The following is a 17640-nucleotide window of genomic DNA, read 5'->3' as shown; positions in this document are numbered from 1 at the left end:
TCAATCCCGCTTAAACTATTGATGGCTAAGGGTTTCGGCTTTGTGCAGCAAGCCCGAATTAGTCTTAGGAATGCGAAGTATCCCTAGAGGAGTTATCGTTCCAGAGATTCTCGGAAATTTTCTAATTCGTTTTATCGCAACCTTGATTCCAGCCTTTGGTGAAGAATTTGGTTGGCGCGGCTATATGCTACCGCACTTGGTAAAACGATACAGATTAAGAACAGCACTACTTCTTCATGCATTTATTTGGTGGGCATGGCATTTGCCTGTGATTGTTGGAATGGGCATGGCTGAAAAACTTACTAATAATATGGGCACTTCCATCGCCATTATGCTTGCAGTAAGTCTAATTCCTAGCATGATGCACGCGATGATTTATGCCTATATTTGGACAGTTACGCAGAGCCTTGCCGTTGTAACTGTTTATCACGCTGCATTTGATGAAATTCGGGATGCGATCGAGGTTTCGATCGGCTATGGTTCTCTAGTTGAAGTCTGGCAGATGCTGACGTTGACAGTATTAGGCGGACTGCTGCTGTGGAAGGGGAATTGGAAGCAGTTAACTGCGAAGAAAACATGAGCAAGTCACTTTTGGCAAGGTGTCAGGAAATATTATGAACTCAAAAACAGGACGAATAGCGCGATTTAACATCGAAAATGGCGAATTTATTATGCATTTATAATTGCATATGTTCTTTTTTCTAGCCAATTTACCTACACCGAACTGTTGATTTTTTCTGCGGAAATGATGAGATAGTTACATTTAAAATCATTTTCTAACTAATCAGTATAAGCAAAATTTAAGGAATCACAACTATGTATACCAGCACATTATCAAATAAATCACCGCTAAAGTTCTTTCTACTGGTTTTTGCTTTTGCTATTCCATTATGGGTAATTGGAACAATGGTCAAAGTTAAAGGACTTCCTCTGGATGTTCCTGTTACTGACTTTATAGCCGCCTTTATACCGTTAATAGCTGCCTGCATCCTTGTTTATAAAGAAGAGGGGACTATTGGTATAAAGAGTCTGTTAAAAAGAGTTTTCGATTTTTCAAGAATCAGGCAAAAAATCTGGTATTTGCCTGTTATTTTCTTGATACCAATAATATATTTATTGATATATGGAGTAATGCACTTATTTAGACTGCCACTTCCTATAGGAGTGGAAATTCCGTTTCTAAAGAACGCAGTAATGTCTGTTGCCTTTTTCATCCTTGCTACAGGTGAAGAAGTTGGCTGGTCGGGATATGCCGTTGATGCTCTGCAAGAACGATGGTCTACACTAACAACCGCCATCACTATAGGCTTGGTGTGGGCAATATTGCATTACCCATCAATCATTCAACAGGGTCACGATTTTATCTGGATACTATGGGCAACTCTCGGTACTGTTGGTATGCGGATACTTATTGTTTGGCTTTATAACAACACTGAAAAAAGTGTATTTGCGTGCATTTTATTTCACACCATAGCTAATAGCGGTAGGATTCTATTTCCAAAAGACAAAAACCACAATCCGCTAGTTGACTATCCTGATGTTCACTATTCAATAATTGCAATCACCGCTGTTATTGTAATCTTTCTGTGGGGTTCAAAGACATTAGCTCTGTATAGATATAGCGGTTCTCAAATAGATGAAGTACAGTAACAACAATGAGTAAACTAAAGATTAAGTTATCTCTGAAATTCTAACTAATTTTAGAAGCAGAAAATGCGGTCTTAATCATGTTCATTTTATGGCGAATTATGCTTTATGAAATCAACAAAATCTAACCCAATGAACAAACTTTTCCGCCTCATTTTGATATTCCTGAGTGTATTGATTGTCATCACATTCAACATCAATGGCAGTGCAAACAAACTGGACTTGGATGATAGGATCGATCGCTTCATCACAACTCAAATGAAGACTCATCACATTCCTGGTTTGGCAGTCGCCATTACTCACAATAACCAAGTGCTGCACGTTAAGGGATACAGTACAGCAAACAACGATCGCCCTGTTACAGCACAGACCCAATTCTTGATTGCTTCGTTGAGCAAATCGTTTACCGCAATTGCAGTGATGCAGCTAGTTGAAGCGGGACAAATTAATCTAGATTCACCCGTGCAAACTTATTTACCAAAATTCACCCTGACTGATCCAGCGATCGCTGCCAAAATAACCATTCGTCATCTCCTCAATCAAGTGAGTGGTTTATCTGACGTAGGCTTTCCTGAGTTGCAGGTTTCCCAAGCAACAACAATTCGAGATCGCATTACTAGCCTCAGTCGAGCAAGTCCCGTTGCGTTACCCGGCGCTCAGTTCCACTATTTCAATCCTAATTACGAAGTGTTGGCCCAAGTTGTTGAAGTGGTGAGTCAACAGTCATTCTCAGCCTACTTACAAACGCATATTTTTACACCTCTTCAGATGTCGCGAACGCTCAATGCAACTACAAGTGCTGACGCATTCCAAGGTGCTACCAACATGGCACAAGGACATCTGATGGGATTTGGACTTCCCTTCGCATATCCAGAAATGTCTGGTTATCTGAGCGGCAGTAGCGGGATTGTTTCCACCGCAGAGGACATGGCAAATTATCTAATCTTCCAAACCAACAGTGGACAATTTAAAGAGACAAAATTGCTTTCTGAAAGTAGTGTAGCGCTGATGCACACTCCACCTAAAACCATCGGTAGTTCCTATGGCATTTCCGCAAATCAAAACTGGACTGATTCAATTACTAAAGGATGGGCAGCCTGCCGCAGGTGGGTTCTCAATAACCTTGTGGGGTATCGCGATCTCACTGCTGATGTTTATAGGTGTAATGCTGGGAATCCGCAGTTTGCTTTACTTACCGCAATGGAAACAGGCGATTCGTAGAACTCCATTGTGGCGTGTCTGGTTAGGGATTGGCTGCACATTCTTGCCAGGGTTTTTCCTACTCGTATTGCCTTGGCTATTGGCATTGGTGTGGCATCGATTCTTTGGATATGTAGTGCTGTTTCGATCTATGCTGGATCTGATGCTTTGGCTGAGTGTGTGTGCGGTTTTGGGCGTAGTAAATGGAATTGCATGTTTGATAGTTCTGGCGCGTTCCAATGGATTGGAGTATTAGAAAAGCAAAATTATCTATTCAATCTCACGTTAATTTCACAATCCAAAAGAAATTATTTTATGAAGAATTTAAGCCAGACTGCCAACTCATCAAAAAGCCTAAAACGATATCTAGCCCGTCGGTCGATGCCTCCAAAGCGCTCATCGATATCGCTCAACGTGATGTGGCTGGAGTGCTGCACTTGTTCGACACGTCTCTAGAGGAGCTAAGTGAGACTGAAGCCAACGATCCAAGGTGGATTAACAGTTGATCGTTGAAAACTCCGAGAGGATCTGCTGGTATTGTTCACTGACTTGCTCAAAATCATAGGTTGGGGTGATTGTCTCAACCTTGAGTGCTTTGAGTTGCCCTGCGGAGGGTTGGGCTACTTCTGCGAATTTAGCTTAAGCAAGGGAGTGATCCAATTTGCCTTGGTAGATTGCTTTATGATTAACGAATGGTCTAAATTTTGTTGCAGTCAGTTGAATCTAAATTTAAACGAAACCTTGAGATCAAAGGATGCTCATTATGAAGAGAAAAAAATTAGCTGAACTATTCTTATCCCCAATTTAGCTGTAGTGTAGAAATTCGATTTAGAGTATACCTCTGAGGAGTGTTTTAGTAAGTGTTTGAATTGCGTGTGAATTGTATAAGTTCTACTAAAGTATTCCTAAAGGTGGAGATGATATTGAGAAACTTCGTTAAGGTTAAGGTGACAACGAAAGAAACCGAATCTGAATCTTCAATCGAAACCTACGAGGTCAAGACAAAAGCCTCTAACTCGCTCGAAAAATTTAGAAATTGACTACTGGAGTCGTCGTTAGAGAGTGGAGAAGGAAAAGACAACGATTTTAACAAACGAAAAAAACAGCTCTCATAATAACTAGAGCATTTCTCCCAAGAAACTAAATTTGAAAAGTTTTTTGTTTAAAACGTTCAGGGTTCATCTTTTTCGGACTTTCTCTAAATAACACAGACTAATTTAGGAGAAAAACAATGGCTGAAATGATTGTCTATGCCGATTCCAATTTTGGAGGAAGTTCAGGTACTTTTACCGGAGACCTGCCTAATGTCGGAAATTTTTGGAACGACAAAATTACCTCAGTTAAAGTAATCTCTGGTACATGGCAAGTTTTTGGGGATACTAACTTCAACGGTCGTAGTCAGACACTTCCCCCGGGAGAATATCGTAATCTTGCAGTAAGTCCTGGTGGTATCGATAACGATAGCATTTCGTCAGTCAAGGTTGTAGGATAACAAGCCAGAAAGCATCACATCCGTTGACCCCCATTGCCAGTGGTGGCAGTGGGGGATTTTGATTTGTAAGCAGGCTAGAAGCGCCAATTGAGGATGGATGCTTGTGAGCGGAATCATCGGCATTATTTTGGGTATTTTCGTTTTATCTAACTTTCCGTTTAGCCCAAGCAGATACAGAAGATGCTGCATTTGACAACAACTACAGGAGCCTTGGTGACTCGGTTGTTGTTTGAGGGAACCCGCACCGTTGGGGTGGAATATATACACAAGGGAACGCTGCACCAAGCTAAGGTTAACCGGGAAGTGATTTAAGGAGAATACTCATGTCTTACCTTACAAAACTCAGACGTATTATCGTAATCCAAGAGCCGCTAGCAGTTATCAAGTTTCTTGTAAGAATATTGATCATACCGGAGCGACTTTATCAGCAAGATGTCGTCTAGTTAATGGCTCAACCAAGTCAACATCAATTTTGATTCGGGGAATAGACAATCAAAATGGAAACTTGAGGTATTCTCGCTAGTCATTAAGGTCGGATTAATCCACGACAGACAGCAAACAAGGAGAATTCCATGACGAACTATGACTACATTATTATCGGTGCAGGTTCGGCAGGCTGCGTTGTCGCCAACCGTTTGACAGAAGACAGTAAAACAACAGTGTTATTACTCGAAGCTGGCAACCCGGATACTAAACCGGAGATTCAAATCCCGGCGGAATGCCTAAAACTATTAGGTTCTGAGGTGGATTGGGGATATTTTTCCGAACCAGAACCGTACTTAAATAATCGCAAAATCTATTGTCCCCGAACTGCGGGTACATGGGGTTGAGGGGTTGCGGGTCGTCGATGCCTCAATTATGCCAACTCTGACCACGGGAAATACTAACGCGCCGACAATTGCGATCGCTGAGAAAGCCACCGATTTAATTAAAGCTGCACATTCCACATTATCGATCGCTCATCAATCTTCGCAAAATCTTGTCTCTGCGGGTGGAAGTCATCAGAAAGGAAAATATGCAAAGAAAGACATTTAAGACGTCTGATGGTGCTGCCTTGAGTTACATCAGTGCAGGTAAGGGCAAACCGCTCGTGATGCTTCACGGTTGGTCGCAGTCGGCGGAACAATTCAAATATCAAATTCCCGCTTTTGCCGAACACCATCAGGTGATCGCTGTTGATTTGCGGGGACATGGTGAGTCTGAGAAAGTATCGTTCGGTTATCGAATTTCTCGCTTGTCTAAGGATGTTCAGGAATTGATCGGCACTCTGCAACTCGAAAAGCCACACCTGCTAGGGCACTCGATGGGATGTGCCATCATCTGGAGCTATCTCGATCTATTCGGATCAGATGAAATTGAGCGGTTAGTGTTGGTTGATCAATCGCCACTGGGAATATTGCGCTCTGCTTGCAGCAGCGCTTCGCTATCGCATTGGAACGTTCAAGAAATAGCAGAATCCGGGGCAATTTTTACTGCTGAACAACTCAATGCAGCAGTATACGCTTTAGAGAATAGTGAAGCTGAGGAATTTACCCGAAACCTTCTGGCTTCAATGGTCACGCCAGCGATGTCAAAAGAACAGTTTGAGTGGATTGTCGAGTGCAACCAACGCTTGCCGCGAGCGATCGCTGCGACGCTGCTGTACAACCATCTTCATACAGACTGGCGCGATCGAATTGTCAGGATTCGTCAGCCAACTCTGATTATTGGTGGCAGAAAAAGTATAGTTCCGTGGACATCACAAGCCTGGATTAATCAAAGCATTCCTGACTCTGAGTTGGAAATCTTTGAGGAGGCTGAAGGTGGGGGACATTTCATGTTCATCGAGAATCCAGAAAAGTTCAACCGACGAGTTTTGCAGTTTCTATCGCGATCGAAAAAAACAGAGCTGGTCGGAATTTTACTGCAAGGTCAAGTTAAGCTGCTACGCATCTAAATTGAATATAGAGACGGGCAGGATGCCCGTTCCACAAGAGTTGTAGAAAAATTGACTGTCAAATTAGATGCACAACAGCTTATTCCCCAACAACTCTAATAATTTGCACACTACGTTAGTTATTCAATCTACAACCTGAAGAGGAAAAACAATGACAACTACATTTGTTCAGAATCATGCTTTTTTCAACGATCTCGCAGCACCGCTCACAGGAGAGCTTCTGATCCCTGATGACGCTGCCTATGAACAGGTGCGCCACCTCTGGAACGGGAAGGTGAAGACCCAACCTGCCGCGATCGTGCGTTGTTTGACTGTGCAAGATGTCATTCATACGGTTCGCTGGACACGTACACATGGGCTGCCCCTCTCTGTTCGAGGTGGAGGACACGATTTTGCCGGACGAGCGTTGTCTGAGAATGGTGTCACGATCGATTTGTCCCAGATGAGAGCCGTCACCATCGATCCGGACGCGCGCACTGCTCATGTTCAAGGTGGAGCAACGGCTGGCGACCTGATTGAGGCAGCAGAGAGATATGGGTTGGCGACAGCTACAGCAACCATCTCCAGCGTTGGGATGTCTGGATTTACCTTGGGAGGGGGATATGGTCCTCTGACGGGTGCTTATGGACTGGGTGCCGATAACCTGCTGTCAGCACAAGTGGTAACTGCCAACGGGCAGCTTGTAACCGCAAACGCCCAGGAACATCCAGACCTGCTTTGGGGACTGCGCGGCGGCGGTGGCAACTTTGGAGTCGTCGTTTCCCTGGAGTATCGTCTGCATCCGCTCACGACGGTGTTGGCTGGGTTGCTGCTGTATCCTCTAGAGCAAGCCAGAGCAGTGTTACACCGTTTTAACGAGTTCATCGCCGCAGCACCCGATGAATTGACGATTCCGTCTGGGTTCCTTCAGATGCCAGATGGACAGACGGTTCTTTTTCTCTCACCCACCTATTGTGGACTTCTCGAAGCAGGTGAGCAGGCGATTGCCCCACTGCGGACTTTTGGCAAGCTGCTGGTCGATCGGGTGCAGCCCGTCACGTATAACGCACTGATTCATGGGCAGGATGCGCTTGCACCGGAAGGTCGCCACTACTACATCCAAACTCAGTCGCTCAATGGTCTCCAGACTGAGACTATCGAGGTGCTGATCGAACAGGGACTGCCATTATCTTCTCCCTTTTCGCTCATCGAACTCCATAACTTTCATGGAGCCGCGAGTCGTGTGGGTGTTTCCGAGACTGCTTTTGCGCTGCGTCAGGATCATCTGACGGTTCAGATGATCGCAGCCTGGGAACCACAGTCTCCCGACGAAGAGCAGCGGCATATCCAATGGGCACAGAACATCTCACAGGTGCTTGCACCCTATGCCTTCAAATGGGGATACATCAATGCCCTGGATGAGAAGGAGCAGGAGCGCGTTCCACTCGCCTTCGGACCGAACTATCAGCGCTTGCTCGACCTCAAGCGGACATACGATCCGGATGATGTATTTAGTTCGACGATCGGACATCTCGTAGCATAGCGATCGTTCGATCTTCTAATACCCAAAGCAGAACACAGATTTCAGGGCGATCGCAAATCTTCAAATCTTCATCAATGCTCTGATTGATGTTGTCAACTTAACCCTGAAGATAGTATTCACTATCAATTCTCTGTCTATGAGATGACCCTCGCTCCCAGAGTGGACATCCCGCTCCATAAGCATCCCTATCCAGAGTTCTTCTACTTCTCGAAGGACAATTGAATTTCGCTCACAAAATCCCATCGAGCCTACAGTTTTTACCCCCTAAGGAGTATCTATGAATAACAATCCTGTCTTCAATATCTTCGGCGAGCCAGTCGAAATTCTCGTAACAAGTAAAGCCACAAACAATTCTTTTTGCACTGGAGTGCAGACATCGCCGCCGGGTGGCGGTCCGCCTCCGCACAAGCACGCGCGGGAAGATGAACTCTTTATGTTGATTGAAGGAGACTACGAATTTTTCGATAGCCATGAATGGAGCCGGGTCATGAAAGATGAGGTTAAGTACTCGATGAGAGGTAACTTTCATGCCTTTCGCAATTGTGGAAAGAGAACGGGAAAGTTTCTCTTCCTCACAATCCCCGGCGGTCTCGATGAGTACTTTGAGACCATCAGTCCGCTAACATTGCCAGAGGATATGGAGCGCTTCATCGAAATCAGCAAGCATTATGGTATTGAGTTCATGGCTCCAGAGCCGCCCAAGCTGCCAAACGCTTTGACGTAAAGCCTTGAAGGCTGTCCACACTTAAGAACTACGAGCAATCGACGTAGATAAGGACACAGAACCTCTCACAGGCACTTGCACCCTATGCGTTCAAAGGGGGATATATCAATCTCCTGGATGAGCAGGAGCAGGAGCGCGTTCCACTCGCCTTCGGTCCAAACTATGGGCGCTTGCTGGATCTCAAGCGGACATACGATCCGGATGATGTATTTAGTTCGACGATCGGACATCTCGTAGCATAGCGATCGTTGCCATCAGCCCGTTGGCGCAGCCTACTAGAGGTAATCGCGCCTCATCGATGGAGATTACCGTCGGGCTATTTGGGTAAAAGGCTTTAGTCCATAGTGACGTTGATAACTACCTCGAAAGGAGTCCGCCATGGTCGGTGTATTCGTAACATTTCACTACACAGACAATTTCGATGAGCAAGCCGTGCGGAAGATCGCAGAGACCGCACGCCCAAGGTTTGAGGGAATGCCGGGATTACGCTCAAAGGCGTTCACGCTCAATTCCGGAAAGCGTGAGGCTACGAACTTTTACGTTTGGGAGTCAGAGGATGCAGCTAAAGCGTTTTTCACCGATGAGCTTGTCGAGCGGGTAACCGATCTCTACGGTGTACGCCCTAGCATCGAGTTCGTGCAGATTGCCACGCTAGTGGAGAACGGGGGGAGCGTTTATGGCAAATGATAAGACCCATCGCTATCAAACTCAGGTTTTATGGACCTTTTTTCAAAGCCAAAATCGTGCTGTTGCCTACGACGCGCAAACCGCTAAATTAGCGATCGTTGCCACCCGCGCAAAGGGAGTATTTAGCAAGTTTGAACATACGTTTTTTCAAAAGGAAATGACTAATGACATCTAACCAACCTTTACTTGACAACAAGCCCTTTTCACTATCAGGCGATCGCTTCTCCTGGTATGCCAAGATGCGCCGCGAATCGCCCGTCTTTTATGATGTTACCCAATCCGCATGGATGGTGTTTCGCTACCAAGATGTGAAGCGAATTCTCAGCGACTGGCAAACATTCTCGTCGAAAATGCCGCATCCCCCTGAGCAAATCGACTTTACCCAAAATCTTAACCGTACCGATCCACCTCAACATCGAACGCTCCGCACACTGGTGGCAAAGGTGTTTACCCAGGGGCGGGCTGAGTCACTAGCACCTCGGCTGAGAGCGATTACGCAGGAGTTACTCGATCGTGTCCAAGCTCAAGGACGGATGGACTTTATCCACGACTTTTGCGTTCCTTTTCCTCTGATCGTGATTGCTGAAATTTTAGGCATTCCAATTGAAGAACGCGACAATTTCAAACGCTGGTCAGACGGCAGTATCGCAGGAGACTTGTCTGCACAGCGAGCACTGGGCGATTATTTTCGCGATCTGTTGCAGCAACGGCGCGGTCAACCTGGTACGGATTTAATCAGCGATCTGCTGGCGGTGCATGAGGCAGGTGAAATATTGACGGCTCAAGAACTGGTGGATATGTGTATCCTGTTGCTGGTGGCAGGCAATGAAACGACGAGGAATTTACTGGCGAATGCGATCGTCTGCTTCTATGAGTACCCAGATGTCTTCGAGCGACTGAAGCAGGAGCCGACCTTGCTCCCCTTGGCAATTGAAGAAGTACTACGCTACCACTCACCGTTTCAATACCTGCGTCGCTTCACGAAGGTAGAAACTCAACTGGGCGAACAAACCATTCCCGCAGGACAGCAAATCTTTGCTTACCTCGGTTCAGCCAACCGGGATGAAACGCAGTTTGAGCGGGCAGATAAATTTACGATTGACCGTGACCCCAATGAACACGTTGCTTTTGGCAATGGCATTCACTTCTGCTTAGGTGCGCCGTTGGCTCGACTAGAAGCTGCTATCGGGTTGCAAACAGTAATGGAGCGGTTTCCTAATCTACGAGTCGATCCCAATGCAACGTTAGAGATTATCGGGGGCAACGGTCTACATGGATTGAAAGCACTACCCGTTCTGTTTGGTTAAAGGGACGGAGGAAAAAAGCAGTCTTAACCTGCCCTTGGACTCTTACAGCAGTATTTGGAATTCGACCTCCAATGGTGTTGCCAGCCTGACGGCCCACAAGAACTTCAACATAGAGGAAAACTTCCATGTCTCAGAACAACGATCTCACTGTGACCGATCGCTTTACCATTTTCGAGCAGCTCAACATGCATCAGCGTTGCATCGACAAGGGTTGGGGGCGCGAGCAGGTCGATCTCTACAATCGCCTTTACTGGGCGGAGGCTAAATTCAACGTCAACGATCTGCGTACTTCGACCTTCGAGGGTCCTGACGGCATGAAGCAGATGTTTGACTACGCGCACAGCGTCTTCCCGATGGACAAGTGGTTCCACTCGATGGGCGCGTTCGAGATTTCTGGCTCAGGTGACCGAGCCGAAGCGCACTGGCGATGGGTCGTATCCTGGAAAGCCGAGCACGTCGGAACCGTATCGACTGGCACCTACGACGATATCTTTGAGCGTCGCGACGGCATCTGGAAGTGTCTGGAGCGCACTTCCAAAACCGATCCCAACTGGCCGGAAGACCTGTTTGGGCCCTTCTTCGACGCGGCGGATACTACCTTCAAAGCATCCTAACAAACTAATTTACAGTCCCATTGAAACATCAATCTGCCACTATCGACGAGCAATCCTGCGTCAGTCGCTCCATCGATTCCTCATAAAAACTGGAGAACAGCAAAATGATTCAAAAGATACTGATGCGCCGCGCCGCCCTTCTCGGTTTCGCGCTGCTCTTTGCCACCCCTTTCGTTTCCGCTTGCTCGCAGTCCGCCGCGACGATACCTGCGATCGCCTATCCCGAAACCAAGCGGGGTGATGTTGTAGAGAAGCCTTTCGGGCAGACGATCGCCGACCCCTATCGCTGGCTGGAAAACGATGTTCGCAGCGATAAAGAAGTCGCCACTTGGGTCGAATCGCAGAACAAAGTCAGCAATGCTTATCTCGATCGGCTGCCGGGTCGAGATATCTTCAAGAACCGACTGAAGCAGTTGTACAACTATGAGCGGTTCACCATTCCGGTCAGAAAGGGCGGACGATATTTCTACTTGCGTACCTCCGGCGTTGAGAACCAGCCGATGCTCTATGTCCGTGACAGCGTGGATGGCGCAGGGCATGTGCTGATCGATCCCAACACTTGGGCAAAAGATGGGGCGACCGCGCTTGCCGAATGGTCAGCTTCCGACGATGGCACTCGCGTAGCCTATGCGGTGCAGGATGGCGGCACGGACTGGCGCACCATTCGGGTGCTGGATGTCAACACGGGTAAGGTGCAGGCTGATGAGGTCAAATGGGCGAGGTTCACCACCATCGAGTGGGCCAAGGACGGATCTGGCTTTTTCTACGCTCGTTTCCCTGAACCGAAGCAGGGCGCAGCGTCCCAGGCGGGCGTGGAAAACCATACCATTTATTTTCATGCGATCGGTACGCCCCAGACACAGGATCGGCTAGTCTATGCAACTCCCGACCAGCCGACCATGCTGCATGACTTGAGCATCACCGAAGACGGACGTTACGTCGCGATCGCTTCCTCGCCCGGTACACCGGGTAACAAGCTGACCGTAGTGGATTTCAAGAGCGCGGACTGGAAACCCCGCAAGCTCGTCGATAATCTCGACAATTCATGGGCGATCGTCGGCAATGTGGGGACGAAGTTCTTCCTTACGACCAGCAAGGACGCGGCCCGCCTCAAGGTGGTGACGATGGATATTGCCGCCGATCCGGTAATCGCGGATGTGGTGCCGGAGCAGGACGCGGTTATGAGCAAAGCGTCGCTGGTCGGCGGACGGCTGTTTCTGTCCTATCTGGTTGACGTGAAGACGGAGGTTCGACGCTACACGCTCGAAGGCAAAGCCGACGGCATTGTGAAGCTGCCCAGCATTGGTACTGCGGGAGGCTTTCAGGGCGACCAAGACGACAAGGAAACCTTCTTCGGCTTCACCAGCTACAACGCTCCGGGCATTATCTATCGATACGATATCGCCAGCAACAGGGCGCGCGTCTGGAGCGAGGCAAAGGTGGCGTTCGATCTCAAGCGGATCGCGGTCGAACAGCGTTTCTACAAGTCGAAGGATGGCACCCGTGTCCCGATGTTTATCGTCCGGCGCAAGGATGTGACCAGCCCAGCACCGACCCTGCTCCATGCGTATGGAGGCTTTAATCTCAGCGAGCCTCCCGCCTTCTCGTCCGAGCGGCTGGCGTGGGTCGAACAGGGCGGGGTGTTCGCGATCGCCCATATTCGCGGGGGCAACGAATATGGCAAGGCATGGCACGACGCGGGGCGTCGTCAGCACAAGCAAAACGGCTTCGACGATTTCATCGCGGCGGGCGAGTATCTGAAGGCACAGAGCATCACGTCACCAGACGGACTAGCTATTGACGGCGCATCGAATGGCGGTCTCCTGATCGGCGCGGTGGTCAACCAGCGACCGGATTTGTTCGCCGCTGCGCTGGCACAGGTCGGCGTAATGGACATGCTGCGCTTTGACAAATTCACGGGCGGCAAATTATGGGTTGACGAATATGGCGATCCGGCACGGGAAGCGGATTTTCGTAACCTCTTCAAATATTCGCCTTATCACAACATCCAATCCGGCAAGGCATATCCCGCGATCCTTGCCACCACTGCCGACACGGACGATCGCGTGGTGCCAGGACACAGTTTCAAATATGTCGCCGCGCTCCAAGCGGCGGATATCGGCCCCAAGCCGCACTTTGTCCGCATCGAGACGCGCGCGGGTCATGGAGCGGGCAAGCCTGTTGACAAGATCATCGAGGAAACGGCGGATATGTGGGCTTTTGCCGCGCACTGGACTGGGCTGAAGGTGAAGCCAACGAAATGATCGCAGACGATTTATAACCACGGATGCGGTGGTTCTCACTCTTGAGCATCACTGCATCCATCACCAAACATCGGAGCTAAAAATATGTCACGCAAACCGATCGCCACAAAAGAACAGTCTCCACAACGACCACTTACTCCCAGTGCCAAACACCCGCTTCGGCGATTTCTTCGCAAACCCTTCCAGATCATTCGCGCCAATTTTCGAGCCTATCTCATCATCAACGTCATTGTGTATGGCTCATTCATCGCTGGGTTAGTAGCGGCGATGGTCTTCCCCAACCTGGGTGCAACTCAGGTGGCCATCCAGGAAGACAACGGAACGTTCGACTTAGTCCGATCGCTACTCAATAACCCTTGGCTGTTCTCGCTGACCATCCTGGGAGTCAACGTCATGACTGGCGCGCTGTGGATCGTGCTCCCTTCGCTGATCGTTCCCTTCACTGGCATCGCCATATTCGCGTATAAGGCATTCACTCTCGGTTTGCCCATAGCCCCGACTACCGCGCGCGCTGCAGTGATCTGGATTCCGCACTCGCTGACGGCACTCATCGAATTCCAGGCTTATGCCCTCCTAATGTTTGGCGCATACATCCTTGGGCGGTCTTGGGTTCGCCCCGCAACCATCGGTGCTCGGAACCGTCGTCAGGGTTACGTTCGTGGGCTGCAACAGCTCGGTTGGCTGAGCCTGTCCGCGCTCCCACTGTTCATCGTCGGCGCGATCTGGGAGGCGTTCTCGATCCGCTACCTAATACATCCGCTGACCCAATGGTTGTTGTAGCGCTTTCCACGGCGTGAGGGCGACTGGGAAAACTGAGAATAGTAAAAATGATTAAACAAATACCGATACGCCGAACAGCCCACGATTCCGGTGATGATAGCCGCTGGCATGGGCTGATATGACGGATCGGAGTTTGATTTTGGGCTGAAGGTCAATATTGATTGAAGCAGGAGAAATAGGATGATACTGCAAGATAAAGTGGCGTTAGTCACTGGAGGCACATCGGGAATTGGGAGAGCAACGGCGATCGCCTTTGGTGCTGCTGGAGCAAAAGTGGTGTTCTCCGGCAGACGGGAAGCAGAAGGAGAAAAAACCGCCAAACTGATTCGTGAAACGGGTGCCGAATGCCTATATGTCCGTTCCGATGTCAGCAGTGAAGCAGAGGTGCAAGCTTTAGTGGAGAAGGCGATCGCCACTTACGGCAGACTCGATTGTGCCTTCAACAATGCCGGGATCGAGCCTGTTTTCAGCGTGTCTGGTACAGAGAATAAGCTTTATCGGAAAAAGTAATGAAGCGATTTACCTTGTTTACTTTCCTGTATCTCGCGCTGGGAGTTTGTCTGAGTGCGATCGCGCTTGGGTACCCAAATCTACCTTCGAGTCTTCAAACAAGCTTGTTCGTCAGTGCAGGAGCCTCCTACATTGTTTGTCTCCTCAGCACCTTCCCCTTTTGGCGCGAGACGACGATCCGCTTCTATCGCAGACGGAATTCAGCGGTAATTCTACCCTGGTTGGTGATTGGAGTGAACATTGTTTGGATGATTTGGGATGTTCAGAGTCAGAACTGGACGATGGAAGCCATTTTACGAGCGTTTTCGAGGCTATTAGTTGTCTTAATGTTTGCAGAAATCATTGTGATGACATGGCAAGTGAATTCTGAACATTAGTATCTAAATTGGATGCTGCCGAAACGAACTTGCGCTTCACCGTAAGAATCTGGAAGAAATCAAGCATTGGAACTCAGTACACTTCAGATCAATGCAACGAAATTAATGCTAGGAGAAACAGAATGATACTGCAAGATAAAGTGGCTTTAGTGACTGGTGGCTCATCGGGAATTGGCAGAGCAACAGCGATCGCATTCGGTGCTGCGGGTGCAAACGTTGTCTTCTCGGACGTACGCAGTGTAGAAGGTGAAGAAACTGCTGCGCTGATTCGCGAGACTGGAGCGGAATGCTTGTTTGTCAAATCAGATGTATCGAGTGAAGCGGATGTGCAAGCCCTGGTGCAAAAAACGGTCGCTACTTACGGCAAGCTCGATTGTGCCTTTAACAACGCTGGGATTGATCTGGCTGTTAAACCGTTGCACGAACAATCGATCGAGGATTTTGACAAGATCATGTCGATCAATGCGCGGGGGCTATTTCTATGTATGAAATATGAGATTCAACAGATGCTGACCCAAGGCGCAGGCGCGATCGTGAACAATTCGTCAACGAATGGTCTGGTTGCGCTGCCGGGGATCTCTCCCTACGTTGCTAGCAAACATGCAGTGATGGGGCTGACGCGATAGCGAAGCGCTGCTGCGAAGCGCAGATCGGCTGCCCTCGATTATGCCAAACAGGGCATTCGGATTAATGCCGTCAATCCGGGTCCGATTGCGACTGACCTGATGGCTCGTAGCGCTGACCAAATGGGCATCACGTTCGATGATCTCGGATCGATGGTTCCAATGGGTCGGATTGGTCAGGCAACGGAAATTGCTCAAGCGGTTATTTTTCTTTGCTCTGATGCTGCCAGCTACATCACGGGACAACCCTTAGCGATCGATGGCGGATATACAGTGAGTTAATTTTTGATTATTGATAGTGGAATCACAGTGAATCGATCCATAAACAAATCACGATGGTTCCTTGAAGTGATGGTCAACTCTACAATTTTAAGGTGGTGAAAATAATTAAGTGCGAAATTTTGCGCCTCGGATTACTAAACGGGGACCCTTCGGCGGACCTGCCGAGTATGAATCCTTCTCTGAAATTGTTAGTGCTGTAAATCAGTGGATTGACAATAGAACGATACAGGTAATCAATGTTGAAACCGTTGTTTTACCAGATCGTTTAGAAGGCACAAGTGATAGTTTTTACGGAGTGACGGTCAGTAATGGTGTTTATCCAGTGACGACCAGTAGTGGCATTACAATCAATTGCTTTCAATGTGTGCGTGTATGGTACAGAGAATAAGCTTTATCGGAAATAGTAGACAGTGCAATTTAGAACTGCGTTTCCTGGTTCTCGTCAAACTACGCGCCTCAGCGTAACAACCCACACCACTCTATTCCTGTCAATGCGTAAGTCCTAACTTAATAAAGTAAAGAGAATCATGTTCCGATGAAAAAATCAGAAGTTGCTCCTCGTTTCTCGATCGCTACATCGATTAGTAATTCTCAGGATCAAATGGAAAAATCAGAAGTTACTCCACAAGAGACGATGCTCAATCTAATCAGTGGCTTTTGGGTTGTTCGATCAATCTATCTCGCTGCGGAGTTAGGCATTGCCGATTTGTTTGACGATCAGCCCAAAACGATCGCTCAACTTGCAGCCGCAACGAACACGGAGCCGCGATCTCTATATCGACTTCTGCGTGCTTTGGCAAGTGTTGGCATTTTTACCGAAATCTCAGATCAATGCTTCGCGCTGACCCCGTTGGCCGCAACGTTGCAAAGCAATAGCCCTAGATCCATGCGGTATGTAGCGATGGCACAGATGGGCTACGTCTCTTCTCTAGGCTGGAGCCACGGGCTACATAGTTTGAAAACAGGCGAAAAAACTTTCGATGCTGTAACAGGCATGGCGGTTTGGGATCACCTCGCTCAACATCCTGAAGAGGCTCAGATATTCTCGCAGTCGAGGAATAGTATAGGAACTGAGAGCGCACAAGCGGTTGCTGCCAGCTATGACTTTTCTGGAATGAATACAATCGTCGATGTGGGGGGAGGGCACGGCAGCGTAATTTCTACAATTGTGCGATCGCATCCCCATCTCAACGGCATTCTCTTCGACTTACCTGACATCATTGCCATTGTCAATGTAGACGAAACAATTCAACCCGTTGCCGGAAACTTCTTTGAGTCTGTGCCAACTGGGGGCGATGCTTACCTGATGCGATGGATTCTTCACGATTGGGATGATGAAAAGTCCTCGCTCATCCTGAAGAATTGTCATCAAGCCATGCCGGATCACGCCAAGCTACTGCTAATTGAAAGCATCATCCCACCCGGCAACGAACCCTCTCCCGCAAAGTTCGCCGACGTGATCATGCTATTGCTGACGGGCGGACGGGAACGATCTGAAGAAGAGTATCGATCGTTGTTGCGATCCAATGGTTTTGAACTGACGCGCCTGATTCCAACACCCTCAATGCTCAGCATCATTGAAGCAGTGAAACTCTAAAGCATCCATGTTTCTTTAGGAATAGAAAGATTAAATCACCGCTTAACTCAGCGAACTTGAGTGTTCTAAATAAGCTAA

Annotated in this window: 22 protein-coding genes and 1 pseudogene; all 23 read left to right on the top strand. The window is 48.2% G+C overall.

Annotated features, from left to right (window positions below):
- The first annotated feature begins 40 nt into the window (after positions 1-40).
- A complete protein-coding gene (locus AC5JL3_RS21130) occupies positions 41-580 on the top strand; it encodes a CPBP family intramembrane glutamic endopeptidase (protein WP_496076346.1) in 540 nt (179 codons plus the stop codon).
- A 236-nt stretch (positions 581-816) separates the two neighbouring features.
- Positions 817-1650 carry a CPBP family intramembrane glutamic endopeptidase gene (locus tag AC5JL3_RS21125; protein ID WP_496076345.1) on the top strand — a complete coding sequence of 278 codons (834 nt, stop codon included), beginning with the start codon at positions 817-819 and terminating at the stop codon, positions 1648-1650.
- A gap of 129 nt (positions 1651-1779) precedes the next feature.
- Positions 1780-2868 carry a serine hydrolase domain-containing protein gene (locus AC5JL3_RS21120; RefSeq protein ID WP_496076344.1) on the top strand — a complete coding sequence of 363 codons (1089 nt, stop codon included), beginning with the start codon at positions 1780-1782 and terminating at the stop codon, positions 2866-2868.
- Between the two features lie 218 nt (positions 2869-3086).
- Positions 3087-3353, top strand: coding sequence for a hypothetical protein (locus AC5JL3_RS21115; protein ID WP_496076343.1), 267 nt, complete (start codon positions 3087-3089; stop codon positions 3351-3353).
- A 725-nt stretch (positions 3354-4078) separates the two neighbouring features.
- Positions 4079-4339, top strand: coding sequence for a beta/gamma crystallin family protein (locus AC5JL3_RS21110; RefSeq protein WP_496076342.1), 261 nt, complete (start codon positions 4079-4081; stop codon positions 4337-4339).
- Between the two features lie 180 nt (positions 4340-4519).
- Positions 4520-4651 (top strand): hypothetical protein, encoded by a 132-nt coding sequence (locus AC5JL3_RS21105; RefSeq protein ID WP_496076341.1) that lies wholly within the window; start codon positions 4520-4522, stop codon positions 4649-4651.
- A gap of 260 nt (positions 4652-4911) precedes the next feature.
- Positions 4912-5169 (top strand): NAD(P)-binding protein, encoded by a 258-nt coding sequence (locus tag AC5JL3_RS21100; RefSeq protein WP_496076340.1) that lies wholly within the window; start codon positions 4912-4914, stop codon positions 5167-5169.
- A 4-nt stretch (positions 5170-5173) separates the two neighbouring features.
- Positions 5174-5374, top strand: a complete 201-nt coding sequence (locus AC5JL3_RS21095; RefSeq protein ID WP_496076339.1) for a GMC oxidoreductase — start codon at positions 5174-5176, stop codon at positions 5372-5374.
- Entirely contained in the window at positions 5355-6275 is a 921-nt protein-coding gene (locus AC5JL3_RS21090; protein WP_496076338.1) for an alpha/beta fold hydrolase, read from the top strand. Before AC5JL3_RS21095 ends, AC5JL3_RS21090 begins: the two co-directional genes overlap by 20 nt.
- A 151-nt stretch (positions 6276-6426) precedes the next feature.
- Entirely contained in the window at positions 6427-7797 is a 1371-nt protein-coding gene (locus tag AC5JL3_RS21085; RefSeq protein ID WP_496076337.1) for an FAD-binding oxidoreductase, read from the top strand.
- A 277-nt stretch (positions 7798-8074) separates the two neighbouring features.
- Positions 8075-8521 carry a cupin domain-containing protein gene (locus AC5JL3_RS21080; RefSeq protein WP_496076336.1) on the top strand — a complete coding sequence of 149 codons (447 nt, stop codon included), beginning with the start codon at positions 8075-8077 and terminating at the stop codon, positions 8519-8521.
- A gap of 47 nt (positions 8522-8568) precedes the next feature.
- Positions 8569-8763 carry a BBE domain-containing protein gene (locus AC5JL3_RS21075; protein ID WP_496076348.1) on the top strand — a complete coding sequence of 65 codons (195 nt, stop codon included), beginning with the start codon at positions 8569-8571 and terminating at the stop codon, positions 8761-8763.
- A gap of 136 nt (positions 8764-8899) precedes the next feature.
- Positions 8900-9208, top strand: coding sequence for a YdhR family protein (locus AC5JL3_RS21070; RefSeq protein ID WP_496076335.1), 309 nt, complete (start codon positions 8900-8902; stop codon positions 9206-9208).
- The gene (locus AC5JL3_RS21065) at positions 9198-9383 is read left to right on the top strand and encodes a hypothetical protein (RefSeq protein ID WP_496076334.1); all 186 of its coding nucleotides are present in this window, start codon (positions 9198-9200) and stop codon (positions 9381-9383) included. Before AC5JL3_RS21070 ends, AC5JL3_RS21065 begins: the two co-directional genes overlap by 11 nt.
- On the top strand, positions 9373-10515 hold the full coding sequence (locus tag AC5JL3_RS21060) for a cytochrome P450 (RefSeq protein ID WP_496076333.1): 1143 nt from the start codon (positions 9373-9375) through the stop codon (positions 10513-10515). Before AC5JL3_RS21065 ends, AC5JL3_RS21060 begins: the two co-directional genes overlap by 11 nt.
- Before the next feature lie 125 nt (positions 10516-10640).
- Complete coding sequence (locus AC5JL3_RS21055) at positions 10641-11129, top strand: nuclear transport factor 2 family protein (protein WP_496076332.1); 489 nt, start codon at positions 10641-10643, stop codon at positions 11127-11129.
- 104 nt (positions 11130-11233) lie between these two features.
- Positions 11234-13393 (top strand): prolyl oligopeptidase family serine peptidase, encoded by a 2160-nt coding sequence (locus AC5JL3_RS21050; protein WP_496076331.1) that lies wholly within the window; start codon positions 11234-11236, stop codon positions 13391-13393.
- An 84-nt stretch (positions 13394-13477) separates the two neighbouring features.
- Positions 13478-14173, top strand: a complete 696-nt coding sequence (locus tag AC5JL3_RS21045) for a stage II sporulation protein M (RefSeq protein ID WP_496076330.1) — start codon at positions 13478-13480, stop codon at positions 14171-14173.
- 180 nt (positions 14174-14353) lie between these two features.
- A complete protein-coding gene (locus tag AC5JL3_RS21040; protein ID WP_496076329.1) occupies positions 14354-14683 on the top strand; it encodes an SDR family NAD(P)-dependent oxidoreductase in 330 nt (109 codons plus the stop codon).
- Entirely contained in the window at positions 14683-15060 is a 378-nt protein-coding gene (locus tag AC5JL3_RS21035) for a hypothetical protein (protein ID WP_496076328.1), read from the top strand. Before AC5JL3_RS21040 ends, AC5JL3_RS21035 begins: the two co-directional genes overlap by 1 nt.
- Before the next feature lie 122 nt (positions 15061-15182).
- Positions 15183-15965 (top strand): annotated as a pseudogene (locus tag AC5JL3_RS21030) (SDR family oxidoreductase).
- A gap of 109 nt (positions 15966-16074) precedes the next feature.
- Positions 16075-16353, top strand: coding sequence for a hypothetical protein (locus tag AC5JL3_RS21025; protein ID WP_496076327.1), 279 nt, complete (start codon positions 16075-16077; stop codon positions 16351-16353).
- A gap of 147 nt (positions 16354-16500) precedes the next feature.
- The gene (locus tag AC5JL3_RS21020) at positions 16501-17562 is read left to right on the top strand and encodes a methyltransferase (protein ID WP_496076326.1); all 1062 of its coding nucleotides are present in this window, start codon (positions 16501-16503) and stop codon (positions 17560-17562) included.
- Positions 17563-17640: the final 78 nt, after the last annotated feature.

Source organism: Symplocastrum torsivum (assembly GCF_059505465.1).
This window is presented reverse-complemented; position numbering and strand designations above follow the sequence as displayed.